The organism is Sphingobacterium sp. HMA12 (assembly GCF_002933815.1).
Classification (GTDB): domain Bacteria; phylum Bacteroidota; class Bacteroidia; order Sphingobacteriales; family Sphingobacteriaceae; genus Sphingobacterium.
Map to the genome: position 1 here is coordinate 129,039 of NZ_BEYR01000008.1, position 21,335 is coordinate 150,373.

Annotated in this window: 20 protein-coding genes; 7 read left to right on the forward strand and 13 right to left on the reverse strand. The window is 40.1% G+C overall.

Annotation, left to right across the window (positions count from 1 at the left end; translation table 11 throughout):
* Positions 1-23: 23 nt before the first annotated feature.
* Entirely contained in the window at positions 24-2,471 is a 2,448-nt protein-coding gene (locus tag HMAT_RS25875; protein ID WP_104385728.1) for a TonB-dependent receptor domain-containing protein, read from the reverse strand.
* Between the two features lie 103 nt (positions 2,472-2,574).
* Positions 2,575-2,856, reverse strand: coding sequence for an ATP-dependent Clp protease adaptor ClpS (locus tag HMAT_RS25880; RefSeq protein ID WP_077437687.1), 282 nt, complete (start codon positions 2,854-2,856; stop codon positions 2,575-2,577).
* A 78-nt stretch (positions 2,857-2,934) separates the two neighbouring features.
* On the opposite strand from HMAT_RS25880, the gene HMAT_RS25885 reads away from it, so the two are divergent.
* Positions 2,935-3,981: a 3-oxoacyl-ACP synthase III family protein gene (locus tag HMAT_RS25885; RefSeq protein WP_104385729.1), complete on the forward strand. Its 1,047-nt coding sequence runs from the start codon at positions 2,935-2,937 to the stop codon at positions 3,979-3,981.
* A 72-nt stretch (positions 3,982-4,053) separates the two neighbouring features.
* Here the strand turns inward: HMAT_RS25885 and atpG are convergent, their stop codons facing one another.
* From atpG to HMAT_RS25930, 9 genes are all read right to left on the reverse strand, one after another.
* Positions 4,054-4,956: an ATP synthase F1 subunit gamma gene (atpG, locus tag HMAT_RS25890; RefSeq protein WP_104385730.1), complete on the reverse strand. Its 903-nt coding sequence runs from the start codon at positions 4,954-4,956 to the stop codon at positions 4,054-4,056.
* A 91-nt stretch (positions 4,957-5,047) separates the two neighbouring features.
* Positions 5,048-6,622, reverse strand: coding sequence for a F0F1 ATP synthase subunit alpha (gene atpA, locus HMAT_RS25895; protein ID WP_104385731.1), 1,575 nt, complete (start codon positions 6,620-6,622; stop codon positions 5,048-5,050).
* A gap of 54 nt (positions 6,623-6,676) precedes the next feature.
* Complete coding sequence (gene atpH / locus HMAT_RS25900) at positions 6,677-7,219, reverse strand: ATP synthase F1 subunit delta (RefSeq protein WP_104385732.1); 543 nt, start codon at positions 7,217-7,219, stop codon at positions 6,677-6,679.
* Positions 7,220-7,248: 29 nt separating this feature from the next.
* On the reverse strand, positions 7,249-7,749 hold the full coding sequence (locus HMAT_RS25905; protein WP_104385733.1) for a F0F1 ATP synthase subunit B: 501 nt from the start codon (positions 7,747-7,749) through the stop codon (positions 7,249-7,251).
* 110 nt (positions 7,750-7,859) lie between these two features.
* A complete protein-coding gene (gene atpE, locus HMAT_RS25910) occupies positions 7,860-8,048 on the reverse strand; it encodes an ATP synthase F0 subunit C (RefSeq protein WP_028070619.1) in 189 nt (62 codons plus the stop codon).
* A gap of 36 nt (positions 8,049-8,084) precedes the next feature.
* Complete coding sequence (atpB, locus tag HMAT_RS25915; protein ID WP_104385734.1) at positions 8,085-9,173, reverse strand: F0F1 ATP synthase subunit A; 1,089 nt, start codon at positions 9,171-9,173, stop codon at positions 8,085-8,087.
* 94 nt (positions 9,174-9,267) lie between these two features.
* Entirely contained in the window at positions 9,268-9,666 is a 399-nt protein-coding gene (locus HMAT_RS25920) for a hypothetical protein (protein WP_104385735.1), read from the reverse strand.
* Entirely contained in the window at positions 9,659-9,886 is a 228-nt protein-coding gene (locus HMAT_RS25925) for an AtpZ/AtpI family protein (protein WP_233789610.1), read from the reverse strand. The genes HMAT_RS25920 and HMAT_RS25925 overlap by 8 nt, the downstream gene beginning before the upstream one ends.
* Positions 9,887-9,934: 48 nt before the next feature.
* A complete protein-coding gene (locus tag HMAT_RS25930; RefSeq protein WP_104385736.1) occupies positions 9,935-12,160 on the reverse strand; it encodes a helix-turn-helix domain-containing protein in 2,226 nt (741 codons plus the stop codon).
* 241 nt (positions 12,161-12,401) lie between these two features.
* Between HMAT_RS25930 and HMAT_RS25935 the strand changes: the two genes are divergently transcribed.
* The 4 genes from HMAT_RS25935 to HMAT_RS25950 all read left to right on the forward strand — a co-directional run bounded on the left by HMAT_RS25935 (position 12,402) and on the right by HMAT_RS25950 (position 16,049).
* Positions 12,402-12,857 carry a phosphoheptose isomerase gene (locus HMAT_RS25935; RefSeq protein WP_223581170.1) on the forward strand — a complete coding sequence of 152 codons (456 nt, stop codon included), beginning with the start codon at positions 12,402-12,404 and terminating at the stop codon, positions 12,855-12,857.
* A 310-nt stretch (positions 12,858-13,167) separates the two neighbouring features.
* On the forward strand, positions 13,168-13,908 hold the full coding sequence (locus HMAT_RS25940; RefSeq protein WP_104385738.1) for a hypothetical protein: 741 nt from the start codon (positions 13,168-13,170) through the stop codon (positions 13,906-13,908).
* Positions 13,909-13,918: 10 nt separating this feature from the next.
* Positions 13,919-15,028, forward strand: coding sequence for a hypothetical protein (locus tag HMAT_RS25945; protein ID WP_104385739.1), 1,110 nt, complete (start codon positions 13,919-13,921; stop codon positions 15,026-15,028).
* 31 nt (positions 15,029-15,059) lie between these two features.
* Positions 15,060-16,049, forward strand: a complete 990-nt coding sequence (locus HMAT_RS25950) for a hypothetical protein (RefSeq protein ID WP_104385740.1) — start codon at positions 15,060-15,062, stop codon at positions 16,047-16,049.
* 75 nt (positions 16,050-16,124) lie between these two features.
* Here the strand turns inward: HMAT_RS25950 and HMAT_RS25955 are convergent, their stop codons facing one another.
* Together HMAT_RS25955 and HMAT_RS25960 are read right to left on the reverse strand one after the other, a co-directional pair.
* The gene (locus HMAT_RS25955; RefSeq protein ID WP_104385741.1) at positions 16,125-17,234 is read right to left on the reverse strand and encodes a hypothetical protein; all 1,110 of its coding nucleotides are present in this window, start codon (positions 17,232-17,234) and stop codon (positions 16,125-16,127) included.
* Positions 17,235-17,256: 22 nt separating this feature from the next.
* Positions 17,257-18,405, reverse strand: a complete 1,149-nt coding sequence (locus tag HMAT_RS25960; protein WP_104385742.1) for an SPFH domain-containing protein — start codon at positions 18,403-18,405, stop codon at positions 17,257-17,259.
* 167 nt (positions 18,406-18,572) lie between these two features.
* Here HMAT_RS25960 and HMAT_RS25965 point away from each other — a divergent pair, with 167 nt between their 5' ends.
* On the forward strand, positions 18,573-20,426 hold the full coding sequence (locus HMAT_RS25965) for a DNA topoisomerase IV subunit B (RefSeq protein WP_104385743.1): 1,854 nt from the start codon (positions 18,573-18,575) through the stop codon (positions 20,424-20,426).
* A 37-nt stretch (positions 20,427-20,463) separates the two neighbouring features.
* Entirely contained in the window at positions 20,464-21,306 is an 843-nt protein-coding gene (purU, locus tag HMAT_RS25970) for a formyltetrahydrofolate deformylase (RefSeq protein ID WP_104385744.1), read from the forward strand.
* The last annotated feature ends 29 nt before the right edge of the window (positions 21,307-21,335 follow it).

Below are 21,335 nucleotides of genomic sequence, written 5' to 3' on the forward strand. Positions count from 1 at the left end.
GGGCTTAAAAAGAGGAATATTTTTTAATATTCCTCACCGCCCCCACTTATTTCATTCGTATTTGTTTCCTTCTTCTTCAACTTATTTAGATCCTGACTACCAAAGCGGTATGAGAGCGATAAAGTCACCATTCTCTTCATCCAACGGTGTTCAAAATTAGATACAAGTTGAGATGTCTCTGTCACACCATTCATTTTTCGTGAATTAAATACATCTCTGACATTTAACATAATTGACGCTTTCTTCTTAAATACATCCTTTTTCAACGCCACATCCACGCCTTTCATCGCATTCATCCGACCTTGAGCCATGACCCGTGACGAATTATACTCTCCCCTCATCTGAGCAGAAAAAGTAGGTGTAAAACGATAATTCGCGGTTAAATTTGTATTATAAGCGAAGTCCTTTCTTTCTTTTATCTCATAGTCTGGATTTGCATTATATTTAATATGGATCAAATTGAGATTAAATGTAAAGTCAAAATCTTTCGTTGCACTCACCTTTGAAATAAACTCAAATCCCGAAAGATTACGGCTCGTCATATTCTCCCATCGACTATATGTTCGGCCATCTTCTATCTTGTAGACAAAAGGCTGAATAACCTCACTCGCATGATTAAAGTAAGCCGAAGATATTAAATTGACCTTTCCAAAAGTTTTCGCAAAACTCATCTCTAAACTATGTACATCTTCTGGCTTCAGATTCGGATTTCCCTGACGGTAATTCAAATCATCGGATACATTTAGAAATGGGTTGACCTGCCAGCCACGTGCGCGTTGCACACGACGCGAATAGCTAAACTGAACTTTATCACCGTTATCATCTACATCATAGGTCAAAAACAATGTCGGGTATAATCTGAAAAAATTTTGCTTTGCATTGGACTCTTTTTCCGCGGCGTCTGGGTCCTTTGAGAAATAAGTGGATTTGAGTTCAAATTGTTCACCCCGTAATCCAATTTGATAGCCAATTTTATCCGTCAGCTTATTTTGATAATTGGCATAGACCGCATGGACAGCACTGGTAAAATCAAAATCATTGCTAACTCTATAGTCTCGTCCATAAATTTCATCGACGATCAAAGTATCGGATACTTGTGTATCAAAAGATTTTCTAATCTGGGAACGGTAGCCGGCCTCAAATTTGCTTGATTCAGAGAAAGGCAGTACATAATCCAATTGTAGATTGATATTCTTCCCATCTTCAGACGTCACATTATTTCGTTGGGTATTTCTCCGTCCATCGGTATAATTTTGCCAAAAGCCGTTCGTGCCATCCTCCTTGTCTCTTCCATAACTCGCATTCGCCGTCAATTCCTCCCCCTGTCGCTTAAATTGATGTCTAAAATCGGCGTTGAACTCATACCCTAAGTCATCTTCAAATTGAGTCGAATTACGAACGCTCGTTCCCGTTTCGTCTGCTCCTTTATAAAAGCGATAATTTAAGTCCTCTATCCGTTTATTATCCCGAATACTCAAATTACCCGAAAAGCTCAATGAAGTACGATCAGACATATTGTAGTCAAATCCGGCTTTTACCGTATGGCTGTTGCCCTTTCTTGAGGATTCGGATTCGCTATAATTGCGTGTCGTATCACCCAAAAAGATATTGTCCGTTTTCCCACTCCCCACCATATGACGTTTATTGAAGTTATAGGATCCGAAATAATTGAATTTCCGATCCCTATAATTCAACGTTAGACCAGCCATATAATTATCATAGGAACCTGCAGATGTATTTATCGATCCGTTCAACCCTGTGCGAATATTTTTCTTTAAGACAATATTAATAATCCCCGTCTGCCCCTCTGCATCATATTTAGACGAGGGATTTGTAATGACCTCAACTTTTTCAATGGAATTGGCCGGAAGGCTCTGAAGCAAAGATGTGACGTCATTTCCTGCTAATGCAGACTCACGGCCATCTATTAGAATTTTGACACTACTGGATCCGCGCAGGCTCACCGAGCCGTCTTGGTCCACCTGAAGCGTGGGTACATTCGCTAGAACATCTGTTGCTGTTCCGCCCGCGCTGACCAAGCTCTCGCCTACATTAAAGGTCTTACGGTCAATACCAATCTGCATCGCAGGCACTTTCCCTTCAACAACAACTTCATCTAGTAGCTCACCGGTTGAGTTTAAACCAATCCTTCCGAGGTCCCTGCTTTTCGATGCGGCCACATCCACCCCCTCGATGGTCTGCGTTTCGTAGCCTACATAACTAATACGGACATTATATTTACCGGGTTTGATATCTGTAAATAAAAGAAAGCCTTGGTCTACTGACTGTGCACCTTTGACATAATTGTTATTGCTCGCATCTAAAAGCGCAGCACTGGCAGATGAAATAGGTTTGGAAGTTTTGCTATCGATCAAGATAGCTTTGATTTGACCAGTTTGTCCAAAAACGATAACCGGTAGAAAGAATACAAATAATAATAAAAATTTAAACGATTTAGCGTTAAATGACATGAGAGCTTCAGCTTAGTTTATAGTTTAGTGCAAATAAAACTAAAACTTAGAGACAAACTTAAAGCGTAACCACATTATTACCGTAACAAAAAGGATAGTAAGTTTATTCTACAGAGACCGTCAATCCCTCAGCTTTCAAAATCTTGCGGTAGATTTCCATCTCAGTGAAAGTCCCTTCCAAAACAGCACACTTTCCTTCCGTATGAACTTTCCATGCGATTTTCTCCGCTTGTTTCTCGGTATATTGGAGGTGGTACATTAAACAATGGATCACATGGTCGAATGTATTCGTTTCATCATTCCACAAAATCAGTCGATTAGAGTCCTTAACAGACGCTAATATCTCTTCTAATGTAAAGGTTTCTTCAGCAGTTTGGGTACCCATGCTGCAAAAATAGAATATTTTTTTCTAAATTAACGACAATATAAAAGGGAAGAATACAATCAATTAGAGGAATTTATTATGTTTCAGTCGAAAATCGCAGGAATTGGCTATTACGTTCCGAAAAACGTATATACCAACAATGACTTAACACGTTTCATGGATACCAGCGATGAATGGATTCAGGAAAGAACGGGGATCAAAGAGCGCCGCTATGCCGACCGTATCGGAGAAACAACCACCACAATGGGTGTTGAAGCAGCGAAAATAGCAATTGAACGCGCAAACATCAGCAAGGAAGATGTCGACTTTATTATTTTTGCAACCTTATCTCCCGACTATTATTTCCCCGGCTGTGCGGTATTACTGCAACGGGAAATGGGGATGAATGAAGTGGGCGCATTAGATATTAGGAACCAATGTTCGGGTTTCATTTATGCGCTGTCTATAGCAGATCAATTTGTCAAAACAGGAATGTATAAAAATGTGCTTGTAGTAGGTTCGGAGAAGCATTCGTTTGCACTTGATTTTTCAACCAGAGGACGTGCTGTCTCCGTTATTTTCGGTGATGGTGCCGGAGCAGTAGTTGTACAGCCTACCACCGAAGCTGGCCAAGGCATTTTGAGTACGCATTTACATTCAGATGGCGCTGAGGCAGAAAAGCTCGCTATGTATTACCCTGGGGCATCGAGCGGAATCTGGTTGGATAAAATGCCCGACTGGCCTGAACAGGAATTGGGCGGATTATTGATGACCAAAGAAATGTTGGAAGATGGAACGGCGTTCCCAAATATGGACGGACAGGCTGTGTTCAAAAAGGCAGTTGTAAAATTTCCCGAAGTAATTCATGAGGCTTTGACCAAAAACAATCTAAAAACTTCAGACATTGATTTATTGATCCCACATCAAGCGAATCTTCGGATCTCACAATTTGTACAGAAAACATTAGGATTAACTGAGGATCAGGTATTCAATAATATCCAAAAATATGGAAATACCACAGCAGCCTCCATACCGATAGCGCTATGCGAGGCATGGGAAGCTGGAAAAATCAAAGCGGGTGATCTCATTTGTTTAGCCGCTTTTGGTGCAGGTTTTACCTGGGGATCAGCCTTAATCAGGTGGTAGCACGGGGTACTAAGATAAAGAAGGCGATAACCTTTCGATTATCGCCTTCTTTATGCATTTTTGAATAACGAATTATCCGTTTGACAAAGCTGCTGCTCCGGAAACGATTTCCGTCAACTCTGTCGTAATTGCTGCCTGACGCGCTTGGTTGTAAGACAACTTAAGTGATTTTAATAAATCACCAGCGTTTTCAGTCGCTTTATCCATGGCTGTCATACGTGCTCCATGCTCCGAAGCATTGGAATCCAAAACAGCTTTGTATAATTGAATCTTGATGGCTTTAGGAATTAATTCCTCGATAATCTTCTCTTTGGAAGGCTCGATGATATAATCCACTTCGGCTTCTATTTTTGCTTTATGCGTATGTGGTGTGTTTTCCTCTGCAGGTGGTAATAAAGGCAAAATCTGCTCTGCTGTCAATTCTTGAACCGCAGCATTTTTGAATTGGTTATAAACCACTTCTACACGATCAAAATTACCTTCTTTAAATTGTTCCATGATAAATTCTGTCACTACTGAAACAGACCCAAAATTCAAATCAGAAAACAAGTCTGAGTGGTTTGCTATTACATTAAAATTACGTTTCGAATAGAAATCATAACCTTTTTTACCAATACCAATGATACTTAAATTACCTTTTGCATGTTGCTCCGCATATTTGTTAAGGATCAAATTATTGGTCATCTTGATAACATTCGCATTGAATGCTCCAGCCAAACCTCTATTAGAAGAAACAACAACGATCAACACCTTATTTGGCTCACGATCTACTGTAAAAGGAGAATTACTCCCTTCCACACTTGCAGAAACATCAGCCAAAATATCTCTTAGTTTATTCGCATATGGGCGCAATTGTAAGATAGCGTTAGTAGCGCGCTTCAATTTAGCAGCCGATACCATTTTCATGGCTTTCGTGATCTGCTGTGTTGATGATACCGAGGTAATCCGGTTTCTTACTTCTTTTAAATTTGCCATATCTGAGATTGGAGATAGGAGATCTGAGACGTGAGATTTAAGAAATCTATTAAAGACATCTCAAATCTCAAATCTATCATCTCACATCTATTTAATATTTTGATGCTAAATCCTTAGCTACTGTTTCTAATACTGCAGTCAACTCATCAGAGAATTTACCAGCTTTGAACGCGGACAAAACTTCTGGATGACGTTGTTCCAACTGTGTTAAGAATTCTTCTTCAAACTCTCTTACTTTATTTACTGGAACATTACGTAATAAACCTTTTGTACCAATATAAATAATCGCAACTTGTTTCTCTACAGAAACTGGAGAGTATTGACCTTGTTTCAAGATTTCCACGTTACGAACACCTTTATCCAATACGGCTTTAGTTGCAGCATCTAGATCGGAACCGAACTTCGCGAAAGCTTCCAATTCACGGTACTGTGCTTGATCTAACTTTAAAGTACCGGATACCTTTTTCATCGGTTTGATCTGTGCGTTACCACCCACACGAGATACCGAAATACCCACGTTGATCGCTGGACGAATACCGGCGTTGAATAAGTTAGACTCCAAGAAGATCTGACCATCTGTAATAGAGATCACGTTGGTAGGGATATACGCTGACACGTCACCCGCCTGTGTTTCGATGATCGGAAGAGCTGTCAATGAACCTCCACCTTTAACCAAATGCTTGATAGATTCAGGAAGGTCATTCATGTTACGGGCGATATCATCTGAAGAGTTAATTTTCGCTGCACGCTCCAACAAACGGCTGTGTAGGTAAAACACGTCACCTGGATATGCTTCACGACCTGGAGGACGACGTAACAATAAAGAAACCTCACGGTAAGCCACAGCTTGTTTAGATAAATCATCATAAACGATCAATGCTGGACGACCTGTATCACGGAAGAACTCACCGATAGCAGCACCTGCCATTGGCGCGTAGAATTGAAGTGGAGCAGGGTCAGCAGCAGAAGCAGCGACTACAACAGTATAAGCCATTGCACCTCTTTCCTCCAATGTACGAACGATATTTGCTACCGTAGAATTCTTTTGACCTACGGCAACGTAGATACAAAATACAGGTTGACCTGCATCATAAAATTCCTTTTGGTTCAAGATCGTATCGATACACACCGCAGTTTTACCTGTTTGACGGTCACCGATGACCAACTCACGTTGACCACGACCTACTGGAATCATCGCATCGATTGCCTTGATACCTGTTTGTAATGGCTCTGTTACCGGTTGGCGGTAGATAACACCCGGAGCTTTACGTTCGATAGGCATTTCGTACAATTCACCTTGGATAGGTCCTTTACCATCAATTGGTTGACCCAATGTATTTACTACACGTCCCAACAAACCTTCTCCAACTTTGATGGATGCAATACGGTTGGTACGTTTAATCGTATCTCCTTCTTTGATTTCGTCAGAAGGACCTAAAAGTACAACACCGACGTTGTCTTCTTCTAAGTTTAATACAATACCTTGTAATCCGTTATCAAATTCAACCAACTCACCGGACTGAACTTTAGTTAAGCCGTAAATACGAGCAATACCGTCGCCTACAGCAAGTACGGTACCCACTTCCTCTAGTTCGGCTTCTGATTTAAAGCCCGACAATTGTTCTCTTAGAATCGCCGAAACTTCATCTGGTCTTACCTCTATCATTTTAATTATTATAAGGGGTTTTTTGATTTATTTTACTTCAAGTACCAGAATAACTTAGTTACCCTGATTCAAATATCTTTCTAATTTGTTCAACTTACCAGCAATACTTGCATCAATCTGACGGTCACCAATATTGACTACAAATCCACCGATCAGCTTGCTATCGACTTTATTGACCAATATCACCTGAGCGTTGGTTTCTTTTGCAAGCACATCTTTCATCGCTGCCAAATTAGCTTCAGAAAGTGGTGTTGCGGAGGTAACTGTAGCTTTAACAATACCTTTTACCTCGTTATACTCGCGGATAAATTCCTGAGCAGTAGCATATACGATCATCCCACGACCTTTATTGATCATGATCTTAAAGAATGCCAAGATATTTGGGTTGATCTTATCTTTAAATAAAGCATCCAATATGTTTTTCTTCTTGTCCAATGGAACAATAGGATTGGCAAAAACAGCCTGCAATTCTGAACTGGATTTTAAAACAGTAATGAACGAATCCATATCTGTTTTGATGGTCTCCAGTGAGCCTTGCTCGCTAGCCAAGTCAATCAATGACTTTGCATATCTCGATGCTACTTTAAATACTGACATAATTCTATTTCGTAATTTGAGTGACCGGATTAGTTCAATTTAACATCTTTAAGCAAATCTGCTACTAAAGCTTCTTGCTTACCTTGGTCCTCAAATTCCTTGTTTAACACTTTACGGGCGATATCCAAAGACAAAGAAGAAACTTGTGATTTTACCTCAGCCAAAGCTTTATTCTTTTGTTCGTCGATCTCCTCTTTCGCTTGAGCAATCATTTTAGCGCCTTCATATTGCGCCTGTGTTCTTGCTTCAGCAACGATTTTTTCTTTTAGCTCTTTTGCTTCTTTAAGGATAACATCACGTTCCGCACGAGCCTCTTTAAGCAATTGTTCGTTTTCATTTGTCAAACGAGCCATTTCTAATTTAGCTTTCTCAGCAGCTTCCAATGCATTCGCAATTCCTTGCTCACGTTCATCCAAAGCGTTGACGATAGGTTTCCAGGCAAACTTGCCCAATAAAAAGATCACAACCAATAAGATGATTAGTTGCCAAAAGAACAAACCGTACGAGAACTGATTAATTAATGCTTCCATTTATATACAATTGTAAATTATAATTTTCTTTTGTTTGTATTTTTTTGTTTAAATACAGTTTGCAACCAACCGTTGCAAACTGTATTTAGTAAACTTTTAATCAGCTTGGATTATTTACCTAAGATTAAAGCACCGAATGCTAAACCTTCAACTAAGGCACCAATGATGATCATCGCAGTTTGAATTTTAGATGCTGCTTCTGGTTGACGAGCGATAGCTTCCATTGCTGAACCACCGATTTTACCTAAACCTAAACCTGCACCGATTACGATTAAACCTGCTCCAATTAAGTTGTACATAATAATTATTTTATAAAATTTAACAAAAAAATTCGATTAATGATGTGCGTGTTCTTCAACTGCCATTCCGATAAATAGGGATGACAACATCGTAAAGATAAAAGCTTGCAAAAACGCAACCAATAACTCCAAGAAAAACAACACTAGAGTTAACAACATAGACACCCCGATACTACCACCGACGGTCAATTGTTGTTGAAATAAATAGACGATTGCGATCAACCCCATCACAACAGAGTGACCTGCAGTGATATTCGCAAACAAACGCAACATTAAGGAAAAGGGTTTAGTAAACATACCCAACACCTCAATTGGTGCTAAAATAAATTTAAAAGGAACTGGAACACCCGGCATCCAAAAAATGTGTTTCCAATAATCTTTATTCGCTTTAAAGTTGGTAATAAAGAAAGTGAATAAAGCCAAACACAAAGTTACCGTAATATTTCCTGTCACGTTAAAACCTAGTGGAGTCATACCCAATAAGTTCAAAACAAAGATCAAGAAAAACACAGATAATAGATAAGGCATAAATTCTTTATAACGGTGGCCGATATTAGGAACAGCCATTTCATCGCGTACATATAAAACCAAGGGCTCCAGAACACGACCGACTCCTTTAGGAAGGTTATTAACACCTTTCTTATAAGTTTTAGCTAAACAGATAAAACCCCAGAACAATAAGAACGCCGCTAATAATAACCCCACCACATTTTTTGTAATCGAGAAATCGAGCGGTTTTGCATTTGTAGGGTGATGTGCTTCATCAAAGTTTAAGGTACCTGTAGCATCTGTTTTATAGATCTTACCGTGGTAAAGGGTATAGTATTGACCATTTTTCTCCACAACAGACTCGCCGTGATGAAACTCACCAGAAGAAAAAACAACCAATCCATTATCAATAAGAATTACTGGCAATGGAAAACCATAATGTTTTCCTGCTTTTTGATCGGAAAACAAAGAAAAATAATGATCATCTTGTAAGTGATGTTGACTATACGCTTTGATTTCCTCAGCTTGGGTTTTAGGCGCATCCCCATGCGCTTCTTCAGCTGCTTTTAAGGTAAAAGGATTGACAGCAAGAAAAATTACTGCAAATAATAAAAGTGCTCTCTTAAGATTCACCATTTCAGATTACTATTGAATAATAAAAAATTTTGCGCAAAAATACAATTTTATTTGGCATAAATCACCATTTGTTTAAACTTTTTCCAAAAATAGTTTAAACCTTTTTATCTGCTTGATTTAAAGCGCTGAAAGCGATGTATACATCGACAAACAAAGCGACAAAAAATACAACCAAAAAGTTATATTCGATGAAGTTGTTTTCAACGGTCTTTAACCCGTCTTTAACATAAATATACCCTGCAACACCCTTCAAGAGCACCAGCGCCAAAAATATGACACCTAATTTCTCAGGCATGGACCAGTTTGCAAAAAAGACCAACACCGCAACCAGCAACGAAGAACAGCATCCAAATGCATACATACCAACGAGGCTGTAGGTAGTCTGTGACCAGTACTGCCCCATGTTCATACCAGATATCACTAAATAATGTGCAGCAAAACTTGCCACAAAGACGATAAGCAGTACAAGGACGCTTTTCAAATAACTATTCATTCTTATTAATTTGATTTGCTTGCCTAATAAACTGATACAAAGACACAACCACTCCTAACAATGTCAATCCCTTCATCCCCCATTCACCCGCAATCGCATATTTATTGTCTAACCAACTTCCGACCCAGTAAAATAAATATATTGTCACACCCATTTGAATCGGCATGGAAGTAAAAACAATCCATTTGTTAATTTTCTTATTGGTTTTTTCCTCTTTCAATTAGCTTAAATAAAAGGTTGACAAATATACATCATAAATCCTTACCGACTACAATCCTAAAACTTTTTGTCCAATTTTAATATCCGGATAGTCTATATCTGCGCCCAAAATCATCTTAAGTTCCGAAGATGATTTTTCTGGATTTGCTCGAATGACATCTAGGATACGGTCGAGCTTCTCTTGATCAATTAATTCAGTTGCTTCGACCTCCGTGCCTACAAAATTAATCAAATGCCCGTAAATTGTACCGGCTACCATCCCGCGCTTACCTGCTATATCAGCGATACTCATCCCTTCTTTAAACATTTCCAATGAAATATCTTTTGTATCCAACTTCTTCGCGCCTTCCTCATCAGCAATTTGAGCTGCCAGTACCTCCTTTTCTTTCGTTTTAACCTGAGCGGCTACATCAAGCATGGCTGTTTGAAAATCCTCTCTTTTGGACAGCGTTTCAGCAATAATTAAACAGTGCTGCAGTTGTTCACGTTTTCTTTTATAATCCAGCAATACCGCCTTTAGCTCATCGATATATTTTTTTGTTCGCTTACGGATCTGGTATTCTTCAATGTGCCTTGTCAACGCTTCGATAAGGTCCTTATCCATTCGAGGCAAAAACCAATTGACAGCGGCAGTGGAACGTTCACAGATCAGATCATAATCAATCGCATCCTTATCCCGGAGAAGATCATAAAGGACAACAATAAATTTATGTGCTACTTTCTCCTGCGTCTGGAGTTGTTTAACCACATCCTGAAAAAACTGAATGGCCTTTTCCTTCCCATCAATATTGCGTTCTTCCATTGATTTAAGCAGTTCTGAAGTCTCCGCCAAGAGTCCATCCCATCGAAAACCATTCATCAGAATCTGTCCAAGATAATTTCGTTGGCACTGTTCCAATATTTCATTGATATTGGACTGGGAATGTGCCCGTTGTGCAAAATCAACCACCTGGTAATCCGTACGGATGGCATAAGATGGAATAATAGATTTAAGCACCAATCCATCCAGACTTGTCAGACGGCTCAAGGCAACGTAGACCTGTCCTGCAGCAAAAGAAGTACCCGCATCTATAATCGCCTTCTGGAAGGTCAATCCCTGGCTTTTATGAATGGTGATCGCCCAAGCTAATCGTAGCGGAAATTGAGAAAATGTACCTAGAATTTCTTCTTTGATCTGATCCTGTCCTTTATCATAGTTATAACGGATATTCTCCCAGGTTTCTCTTTTAACAGTCACCTCATCAGAACCATCTGGGAAAGTAACCGATACAGTACCATGTGCTGTATCTATATCCTTTACGGTACCTATTTTACCATTGTAATACTTTCGCTCCTCACCAGAATCATTTCGGATAAACATCACCTGTGCACCTATTTTTAATGATAGCGTTTCCTCAGCGGGGTAAGATCCTTGTGCGAAGTCATCTTTTACGACGGCTTTTAAGTTGAGCATTTTCCCAGATAACGAGGCCAACTTTGCACTATTGATCTCGTCGGCATTTCGATTATGGGATGTCAATGTGATATATTGTTCCTCCTCTCTTGGCACGAAATCTTGCTGATAGTAGCCATTTAAGGTCGCCAGCATCTCACTGGTACATTGATTATTCCGTATCGCATTCAAAATCGAAATAAAGCCCTCGTCCTGCTGACGATAGATTTTATTAAGTTCTAACATGACCAAAGGGCTATCCCGTAAGATTTTTGCATTGAAGAAAAACACCGAAGAATAATGATCGCGAAGGATGTTCCATTCCGCATCTTTGACCACGGGCGGTAATTGATATAAATCTCCGATAAACAATACCTGTAATCCACCGAAAGGCCGCATATCCCGGCGAACAGACTGTAATATCACATTGATCGCATCTAATGTATCTGCCCGTACCATGGAAACCTCATCAATAATCAATAGCTCCAGTTCCTGCAAAATCGCCCGTCTTTGTTTCGTTAGTTTTATTGTGCTGAATAAACGGGATTTATTATAGATATGACTATCCTGCTCATCCCAACGCAACTCATAGTCCTCCACAAAAGTTCCAAAAGGAAGCCAAAATAAAGAGTGTAAAGTTGTACCACCTGCGTTCATGGCTGCTACACCCGTGGGCGCAGTAATTGCCATCTTTTTATAGCTATGCTCACGGATATACTTCAGGAAAGTCGTCTTACCTGTACCTGCCTTTCCCGTAATAAATACATTCTGATTGGTTTGGTTAACAAATGCAACAGCCTGCATAAATGCTGTGTTTTCCCGATCGACTTGAAAATTTGACATATCCTGAAATTAGATTGACCACAAAACTAAGGATTTCATTTTGAAAACATATCCTATCCCTGCATTGTATACTTTATAAAAAAACGTGTTTTACTGATGATTTTATCAAAGCTAAAACGGTTAACTAAAAACATTAATGATTTTTTTCTATATTTAGCTGCTGAATTAAGGATCAATAAATTTTTAGAAATTTTATAACATGGCTATAGATAAAACCGCATTATTTGAAAAAGTGCAAGAAATGTTGACATCCAAAGGGTTCAACATTGAGAAATCGGATGCAGCACGCCCTTGGGGTGGCTTTTTTGTTATCGACGAGTCGCAGGCACAGGAGTTTGCCAATGAGTATTTCGGAGGATTGGATGTTCAGGAATTACGAATTTCTGGAAAATTAAGTCCAAAAATTCTGATCGTTGCACCAGACAAGAGACTTTCTTGGCAGTATCACCATCGTCGGGCCGAAATCTGGCGTGTCATTCAAGGCAACGTGGGTGTTATGGTTTCTGATACAGATGAAGAATCTGTTGTCTCTACCTTAAAAGAAGGCGAAACGATCAGATTACGCCAGGGGCAACGTCACCGCTTAATCGGTTTGGACGGCTTTGGTATTTTAGCTGAAATTTGGCAACATACAGATGCCAATAACCCATCTGATGAGGACGATATCGTACGCGTTCAAGACGATTTTGGAAGATAGAAAGATCCCAAGCTATTTTTTACAAAGATTTCCAATTCAGCATTGGAAATCTTTGTTCTCCCTCTTTATTTCCCTTAGGTAATCTCCCCCCAGTTGCGCACCATATTCCTATTTCACACAGCTTATTGATTTAATAATTCGTTAAATGTCAAGTCATTTATCGTATTCCCCTTTGCTATCCAGACTGGAATCACCTCTATTCATCCCATTTTGACCATTAATTAACCTGATGATGATTTCATCCAATAAATTTAGCTGCCACAATCCTAATTTTTACTATTTTAGTATACGTATAATAAAATGTCACATTATGAGCAACGATGAAAACAAAAGAAGTTCCGGGATATTAAATAGTCTTAAAAAATTAATTTTCGAGGATGATCAGACAAGCTCCGCTACACCATCGCCGGCTCCGGTTCCACCTGCTCCGACTACAGAAAAATTAAGTACTCCTGCACCAACATATAGGTCGGTACCGCCTCCCGTGCCCACCGGTAAAACTCCGCCTCCTATCCCCATAACAGCTAATGACGGTTCCACGGATCTCAAAGAAATGAAACTAAAAGTATACGCTATCCTGGAAAAACTCAATGAACAGGGAGTTGATTTTTTTGAAGTATGGAATGCTGCTGCTGCAATGGGAAAAGTAGAGGAAAATACCTTAAAAGCCGCATATACCTCCCTGAAGTTTGTCGATAGTTCATTATCGAAGGAAAAGCTTGTGGCAACTGGCACAAATTATGCTAATAAGCTTAAAGAAACCATTGCCAAAGAATCAGAACAGAAACAGGATGAAAAGAGAAGGACGGAACAGGACCGCACCATGGAGATCGCCAATTTGAACAGTGAAATTAAAACCATAACAGAAAACATCAGCAAATTGCAGGATGATCTACAGAAAAAGCAAATCGCACTGGGACAAATTAATGAAAAGTACGAACCAAAAATTAAAGAAATCGAACAAAAAATAGCCATAGGCAACGCAGCCGTCGGTGAGGTTATTACCGAAATAAACAGCGCACTGCATATGATTAATCAATCAATTACATAACTATAAATCAATGGAAAGAAAAGACCAATACATTAATATTCCTGCTGAAATAAAGACACAGCTCCCGATATTTCAAGTTTTGGGAGACCATTTGCCCGCTCAATTAAAATCTCCGGAAGCAAAAAAGACGGTCTCTGCAATTTTCTTTTGGGCACTGATACTGGGGGGCGCATTTGCTTTTTTCAAATACCTGCCCATTATGCTTGAATATGCCGGAAAGAGTATTTTATTTGTGATCTTCAGCATTATCCTGATCACCTTATTACTTCTAGCACCTAAGATTATTGCTCTACTACATCGCTTGGGTACCGTATTGCTTTTCAAAGGTGAGAAATCCATTATCAGAAACAATCCGATAGAGACCTTACAACTGTTGTCCCGTGATGCGAAAGACACCCTAAAACGTGTGAAGGAGAAGATCAGCAATGTGGATGGTGTGCGCATCGATATGATTCAAAGTGGTGAAACGGCACAAAAAACCGCCGAAGAAAAGTATACCTATGCAAAAAGGTTTACAGCAGAAGCTGCTAACCTTGACGAAAAATCAAAGGAGGAAGCGAGCAGGAATAATGCGGAAAAAGCCAACGCATATGCAAGAGATGCTAAGGAAACACGTACCAAAGCTTTTCTGCTAGGTAAGGAAGGGGAATCAGAAGAACAAAATGCCCGTAGTTATGTGCAATACGCCAATCAGTTTGCGAAAGTATTGGAAGTCCTCAAAGACAATGAAAGTGCGGCCCGTATTTATGTAAGTACGCTGGATAGCAGCATCTCCATCATTTCGAAGAAGCTCGAAGCAACGCAAAAAATGAAAAATGCGACGGATGGGCTTGCCGATGTATTTAATATTAAAGATGGCTGGGCTTTTCAGGAGGCAATGAATGCTGCTACAGGTGCCATTAGCCAAAACATAGCATCCATTCGTTCCAACCTGGACTTCCTGGATCAAAACAACAACATCACCGTAGGCGGCGCTCCTTCACAGGGAGAATTGGAAGAATTTATCCGTAAGGTTGACGAACGTAATTTAAAGGTGCTCAACGTCACACAAATGTCCGACGCAAGCTATGAACTCAAACCGGAGGAGAAAGTCGACAAGGGTTTTACATTACTGGATTAATTAACAAAACAATATCATATTATTCAAAATTATGGAAGAGAAATCGACATGGGCTAGGTTAAGATGGCCTATTAAAGCAATTATTATCGCAGTACCTATTCTTGCTATTGGCTACTGGGCTATGCAATCCGGCAAGTTTGACACCACGCTTGCAGTTAAACCAGACTCAACTAACATCAATGCTACCGGCCCTGCAACCTCAGGATCAGAAAACATCCGCTCATTCAACTATCAACCTGAAAAGCCTGTTGACGGCGAGTATAAGGGTGTTGTTGAAGTAGGTGCTTCAGGCTTCAATTCTTTTGTTGTCAATATGGATAAAGAAAACCGTTGGGAAATCATTTCCAAAGATTTTGGTAAATCTTTTGCATATGAGGGCTTAGCCAACACCGAAGATATCCGCAAAGGGCTAAAGGATTATATTGGTATGATGCTCGATAAAGGTGTGAAGTCCAAAAACATTCACTTTGTGATCAGTTCCGGCGCCCAAAAAGAACCAAAAACAACCGTCATCAGTTCAGAACTTAGAAAGATGGGCTTCGTCGTGAATTTAGTGACAGCCGAACAAGAGGGGAAATTAGCGCTTAAATCTGTGCTCCCTAAATCTTACGAAGACAACTCGTTCGTTGTGGATATCGGTTCCGGTAACACCAAAATCTCCTGGATTGAAGGCGACACTAAATCTGTGGAAGCTCCAGGGGCAAAGTATTATGAAAAAGATCTAAAGGATGATGCTGTTTATGCGGAAGTAAAAAAATTAGGTGAGAAAATACCGGCTTCAAAAAGAGAAGTCTGCTTTATCATTGGTGGAGTTCCTTTCGAACTGGCATCTCAAACACGTCAAGGAGAAGAACGATTTACGGTATTGAACGATCCTGCTTCCTATAAAACTGACAAAATAAAAACTAAAAGCGGGGTCAACATCTACAAAGCGCTTAAAGATGCGACCAACTGCGATACCTTTGTATTTGATTGGGATGCAAACTTTACGATTGGCTTCTTGCTTTCTTTAAATAAATAATTACATTTTACAGCAGCAACAAAAAGAGCTATACTTTTCGAAATATAGCTCTTTTTGTTGCTTTTATTGCGCCTATTATCCCATAAAGCGCAATAGATAACATATAATAAGAATTAGTAATACCAAGAAAGCAATTTTCCAAAAGCTGTAGGGCCTTTGTCCATATACCTTACCGTTGAACGCATTAACCATGATCTGATAACTCTTGCCCTTGTACTGATAAGCTGAAAGCCATACGGGCAACAGAATATATTTCAATTGGATCGACTTAAAATCGCTATCAATGGAATCAATGTCCTGGGTATCCCCTCCAATATCGTTTTCGACCTGCCGTTCAATTTCGCGATCCATAATAGTTCGGGCGGTTCGGGCCGCCACAACGTGGTCGACACTAAAAGTCTCTGCAATAAAACCACTCAGATACTGTTCGTTAAATGGCTTCAGGTAACTCAAGTTCCAGGGGCCAATTTTATCCGAAAATTTTTCGGGCAGCGAGGTCGATCCAGAGACAACGATATCTCTAAATTGGCTATAAATCGTTCCTGAAGCAGGATACCAGTTCGTGCGGCGCTCTTCATATTCCTCCGTTTCACCGTCAGAATTACGTCGTGTCCGTGTGATATAATAATATTCCCCACGGGATCCTTCATAAGAAGAATGTACATCCGAATCGTATGACCAAAATGGGATGTATACGCCTTTCAACCGATCATTCCGCGTATTGAAAATCCGCTTGAAATCATTTGGAGCAAACCAGACTTTCCCTGCCCATTGCGTTAATAAACCAAAGGCTTGTTTATAGTCCACTGAGAAAGGTACAAGTCCATGGGGTTTAACGATACGTTTTTGCTGATGATCAATAACCAACGGCGATGCGCAAAAGGCACACACATCTGCTGTAACATGCGGATTCAACCTCGAATTAGCCCCACAGTTGCTACAATGAACGACTTCCGCCAGATAGCTGTATCGCTCATCCGCGACACCTTCCATCGCTTTTCCAAAAACTTTATAATCCGTTGCTTCAATCTCCCCACCTTCCGGCATGTTATCCGCAATTTCATTTTTAGTCCCACAATACGAACATTCCAGGTAGGAAGTTCCCGGTTGATAAGTCAAAACAGCACCACAACCTTGGCATTTTAACCCCCGCTCTATTTCAGAGGTCTTCTCTTCAAAACTCATACGCGTGATAGCACTTAGATCTCTAAACTCCAGGAATTGGTGGTGGGGTTTGCGAAAACAAATCCTTCAATTCAACAAATTTGTCAGCTTCTGTCCAATTATCAAGCCCTTCTTTCCAAACTAGAGTCGAAGCCGTGAGTGTACCCTCCCCAAGCAGTCCACGTAATTGTTCCTGATCGAATGGTCCTTCTTGTTTCCCTTTTATAGCCAAGTAATAAGCCACGGCCTTCGGTAGTGGCGGCGGTCCAACCGACCCTGCTGCTGCACCTGCCCCAGCCGCAACGGTAGGATTGTTACCATCAAAATTATTTTGCTGAAACACGTTACCCATCTGCCCAACCATTCCTGCTCCCAGACCAGCGCCAAAACCAGCACCAACAATGCCACCGCTATTTGGGTTTTCAGCAGCTTTTTCCATGGAGTTTGCCGCCTGGAATTGCGCATAGGCGCCGAGGTTTCCAACCACTCCCATACTACTTCGTTTATCCAGTGCTTTTTCAACCTCCTCTGGAAATGAGATATTTTCTATCAAAAATTTGGTCAGGCTTAATCCGATCTCTTCAAAGTCTCCGCCAATTTTCTGTTGGATCATTGCAGAAACTTCATCGTAATTCGAAGCTAGATCTAAAGCTGGAATTTTTGATTCCGCAATGGCATCCATGCCTCTGGAAACGGCAATATTGCGCAATTGCTCCGTAATATCATCTACGGTGAACACCGGAGTCGTCGCAACCAACTGTTTCATAAAAACAGAGATATCCCTTACCTGAAAGGAAAAATTTCCAAAGGCTCGAAGTCGTATCGGTCCAAATTCAGGATCACGTAACATGATCGGATTTTTTGTTCCCCAACGTTGATTAACAAACTGGCGTAGGTTGACAAAATAAACATCAGCCTTAAACGGGCTGTTAAAACCATACTTCCAACCTCTAATAGTTGTCATTAAGGGCATGTTCTGCGTTGTCAATTCATATCTGCCGGGGTGAAATACATCGGCCACAACTCCCTCATTCAAAAATACAGCTGCCTGCCCCTCCCGTACAGTAAGTTGAGCACCCATCTTTATTTCATTCTGATACCGCGGAAATTTCCACACAATCGTATCTGTACTATTATCGACCCACTCGATAATATCTATAAATTCATTTCTGATTTTATCAAATAACCCCATAAATTTTTCTCTTTACAATTACTTACACTAAATGTAAACATTTCCTTGGAAACCGCCAATTTTACCATTCCTATCGGAAACCATAGATATCTAAAAAATTTAGTCTTTTATACTACATATCGTGGTTTATTTTTTATACTTTTGTTAGCTAAGTTCTACATAAATTTATGAGTACATATAACGAAGACAGTATTAGGTCCCTGGATTGGAAAGAGCATATCCGCCTTCGTCCGGGAATGTACATAGGAAAATTGGGGGACGGTTCGGCCTATGATGATGGCATCTATGTTTTATTGAAGGAAGTCGTCGACAACTCGATTGATGAATTTGTGATGGGTGCCGGTAGAACCATTGATATCACGGTAAACGAAAACAAAGTTTCGGTACGTGACTATGGTCGGGGAATTCCAATTGGCTCCGTCGTAGATGTAGTTTCCAAAATTAATACCGGTGGTAAATATGACAGCAAGGCCTTCCAAAAATCCGTTGGTTTAAATGGTGTGGGTACAAAAGCTGTCAATGCACTATCCAGTCAGTTTACCGTACAGTCATACCGACAAAATATAACACGTATTGCGCAGTTCTCTAAAGGCGAATTGGTGAATGACGAACAGAAAGACACGACCCAACGCAATGGTACATCAGTAACATTCTATCCAGACGATTCTATTTTTAGAAACTACAAATATCGTTCGGAATTTGTGGAAAATATGATCTGGAACTATGTTTTTCTAAACTCAGGTCTTACCATCAACTTTAACGGACAGAAGTTTATTTCTGAAAATGGATTAAAAGACTTATTAGAAAGAAATATAGATTCCGAATCCATGCGCTATCCAATCATTCATCTCCGTGGTGATGATATTGAGATCGCAATGACCCACGGTCAACAGTATGGAGAAGAATACTATTCTTTTGTAAACGGTCAACATACAACACAGGGCGGAACACACCAAGCAGCCTTTCGTGAAGCAATAGTCAAAACAATCCGCGAGTTCTACAAAAAAGAATTTGACGCATCGGATATTCGATCCTCGATTATTGGCGCCATTGCCATCAAAGTACAGGAACCAGTTTTCGAATCCCAAACAAAAACAAAATTAGGTTCTCAGAGTGTCGGTCCAGAAGGCCCTACAGTGAGAGGCTTCATCAATGACTTTGTCAAAAAAGCGTTGGATGACTATCTCCATAAAAATCCAAGTACAGCGGATGCACTGCAAAAACGTATTCTTCAATCTGAAAGAGAGCGTAAAGATATTGCCGGGATCAAAAAGCTGGCCAATGAAAGGGCTAAAAAAGCATCTTTACACAACCGCAAATTGCGTGACTGTAAAGTCCACTTCAGCGATAAAAACGAGCGCAACCAAGAGACTACTCTTTTTATAACAGAGGGAGACTCCGCATCAGGCTCAATTACCAAGTCACGTGATGTACAGACGCAAGCAGTTTTCAGTTTAAAAGGAAAACCATTGAACTCTTATGGCATGTCCAAAAAAATTGTTTATGAAAATGAAGAGTTCAATCTCTTGCAACATGCACTCAATATCGAAGATGGACTAGATGGACTACGGTACAACAATATTGTCATTGCTACTGATGCCGATGTCGATGGAATGCACATCCGTCTCTTGTTATTGACATTTTTCTTACAGTTTTTCCCAGATTTAGTCAAAGCAGGTCATGTATCTATCCTCCAAACACCATTATTCAGGGTTCGGAACAAAAAGGAAACAATCTATTGTTACTCCGATGAAGAACGTCAAAAAGCAATTGCAAAACTAGGAGCCAAGCCTGAGATCACGCGGTTTAAAGGTTTAGGTGAAATATCACCTTCTGAGTTTGGCCTATTCATCGGAAAAGACATCCGTCTTGATCCTGTTATTTTATCAAAAGACAATAAAATTCAACAATTATTAGAATACTACATGGGCAAAAATACACCGGACCGACAAAAACATATCGTCGAGAATTTGCGTGTAGAAGTAGACCTTGAAGAAGAACTAACAAAAAAAGCGGGTTAAATTAACCCGCTTTTTTGCGACCTACGACCTATATTTCATGCACAACCAAACCTTAATTCTGATCCAATGTCAAGATGCTGTTGGATTGGTAGCCAATATTTCCAATACATTGGCCAAATATCAGCTTAATATCATTACCATGAGGGAATATGTTGATGAAGAAGCGAATAAATTTTTTGTCCGTGTCGTCTGTAACGGTTTATTTCCCGATCAGATGCAGCTTGCCAATTCGCTTGCCGAAGTGCTTCCGCCTTCCGCCCAGATTCAAGTCAACCCCAGCAATCGGAAAAAAATTATTGTCCTTGTCACAAAAGAACATCATTGCCTGGCAGATATTCTGGTGCGACAACATTTCGAAACCTGGGGAGCAGAAGTACAGGCGGTCATTGGTAACTATGATACCTTACGTTCGTTTACGGATAAATTTGATATTCCATTCCATTGTATCTCGCACGAAGGTTTATCAAAAGAAGATTTTGAAAATCAACTGATTGCGCAAATCAAAAATTACAATTTTGATTATATTATTCTGGCGAAATTTATGCGCATCCTCTCCTCCTTATTTGTTGCTACATTCGAAAATAGGTTGATCAATATACATCACTCATTTCTTCCTGCATTCATTGGCGCAAATCCCTACAAACAAGCGCATTCCCGAGGAGTAAAGATTATTGGTGCTACTGCGCATTTTGTCACCGACCAGCTTGACGAAGGTCCTATCATCGTTCAAGATATACGCCACGTCAATCATACGTATACCGTTAAAGACATGGTAACTGCAGGGAAAGAAATTGAGAAAGCCGTTTTAAGCAGAGCAATACGCCTATTGAGCGAAGACCGGGTGATGCTCAACGACTATAAAACCATCGTATTTGAATAGTGATCACAATCACCATTTTAGACGTGTAG

What these genes read in the sequence shown, in the direction of transcription:
- HMAT_RS25885 (WP_104385729.1), top strand. Translation starts at nt 2,935, where the DNA reads ATGTTTCAGTCGAAAATCGCAGGAATTGGCTATTACGTTCCGAAAAAC.
- HMAT_RS25950 (WP_104385740.1), top strand. Translation starts at nt 15,060, where the DNA reads ATGGAAGAGAAATCGACATGGGCTAGGTTAAGATGGCCTATTAAAGCA.
- HMAT_RS25965 (WP_104385743.1), top strand. Translation starts at nt 18,573, where the DNA reads ATGAGTACATATAACGAAGACAGTATTAGGTCCCTGGATTGGAAAGAG.
- HMAT_RS25935 (WP_223581170.1), top strand. Translation starts at nt 12,402, where the DNA reads ATGTTGACATCCAAAGGGTTCAACATTGAGAAATCGGATGCAGCACGC.
- HMAT_RS25875 (WP_104385728.1), bottom strand. Translation starts at nt 2,471, where the DNA reads ATGTCATTTAACGCTAAATCGTTTAAATTTTTATTATTATTTGTATTC.
- HMAT_RS25920 (WP_104385735.1), bottom strand. Translation starts at nt 9,666, where the DNA reads ATGAATAGTTATTTGAAAAGCGTCCTTGTACTGCTTATCGTCTTTGTG.
- HMAT_RS25905 (WP_104385733.1), bottom strand. Translation starts at nt 7,749, where the DNA reads ATGGAAGCATTAATTAATCAGTTCTCGTACGGTTTGTTCTTTTGGCAA.
- atpH (WP_104385732.1), bottom strand. Translation starts at nt 7,219, where the DNA reads ATGTCAGTATTTAAAGTAGCATCGAGATATGCAAAGTCATTGATTGAC.
- HMAT_RS25960 (WP_104385742.1), bottom strand. Translation starts at nt 18,405, where the DNA reads ATGGGGTTATTTGATAAAATCAGAAATGAATTTATAGATATTATCGAG.
- atpE (WP_028070619.1), bottom strand. Translation starts at nt 8,048, where the DNA reads ATGTACAACTTAATTGGAGCAGGTTTAATCGTAATCGGTGCAGGTTTA.
- HMAT_RS25955 (WP_104385741.1), bottom strand. Translation starts at nt 17,234, where the DNA reads ATGAGTTTTGAAGAGAAGACCTCTGAAATAGAGCGGGGGTTAAAATGC.
- HMAT_RS25930 (WP_104385736.1), bottom strand. Translation starts at nt 12,160, where the DNA reads ATGTCAAATTTTCAAGTCGATCGGGAAAACACAGCATTTATGCAGGCT.
- purU (WP_104385744.1), top strand. Translation starts at nt 20,464, where the DNA reads ATGCACAACCAAACCTTAATTCTGATCCAATGTCAAGATGCTGTTGGA.
- HMAT_RS25940 (WP_104385738.1), top strand. Translation starts at nt 13,168, where the DNA reads ATGAGCAACGATGAAAACAAAAGAAGTTCCGGGATATTAAATAGTCTT.
- atpB (WP_104385734.1), bottom strand. Translation starts at nt 9,173, where the DNA reads ATGGTGAATCTTAAGAGAGCACTTTTATTATTTGCAGTAATTTTTCTT.
- atpA (WP_104385731.1), bottom strand. Translation starts at nt 6,622, where the DNA reads ATGATAGAGGTAAGACCAGATGAAGTTTCGGCGATTCTAAGAGAACAA.
- HMAT_RS25880 (WP_077437687.1), bottom strand. Translation starts at nt 2,856, where the DNA reads ATGGGTACCCAAACTGCTGAAGAAACCTTTACATTAGAAGAGATATTA.
- atpG (WP_104385730.1), bottom strand. Translation starts at nt 4,956, where the DNA reads ATGGCAAATTTAAAAGAAGTAAGAAACCGGATTACCTCGGTATCATCA.
- HMAT_RS25945 (WP_104385739.1), top strand. Translation starts at nt 13,919, where the DNA reads ATGGAAAGAAAAGACCAATACATTAATATTCCTGCTGAAATAAAGACA.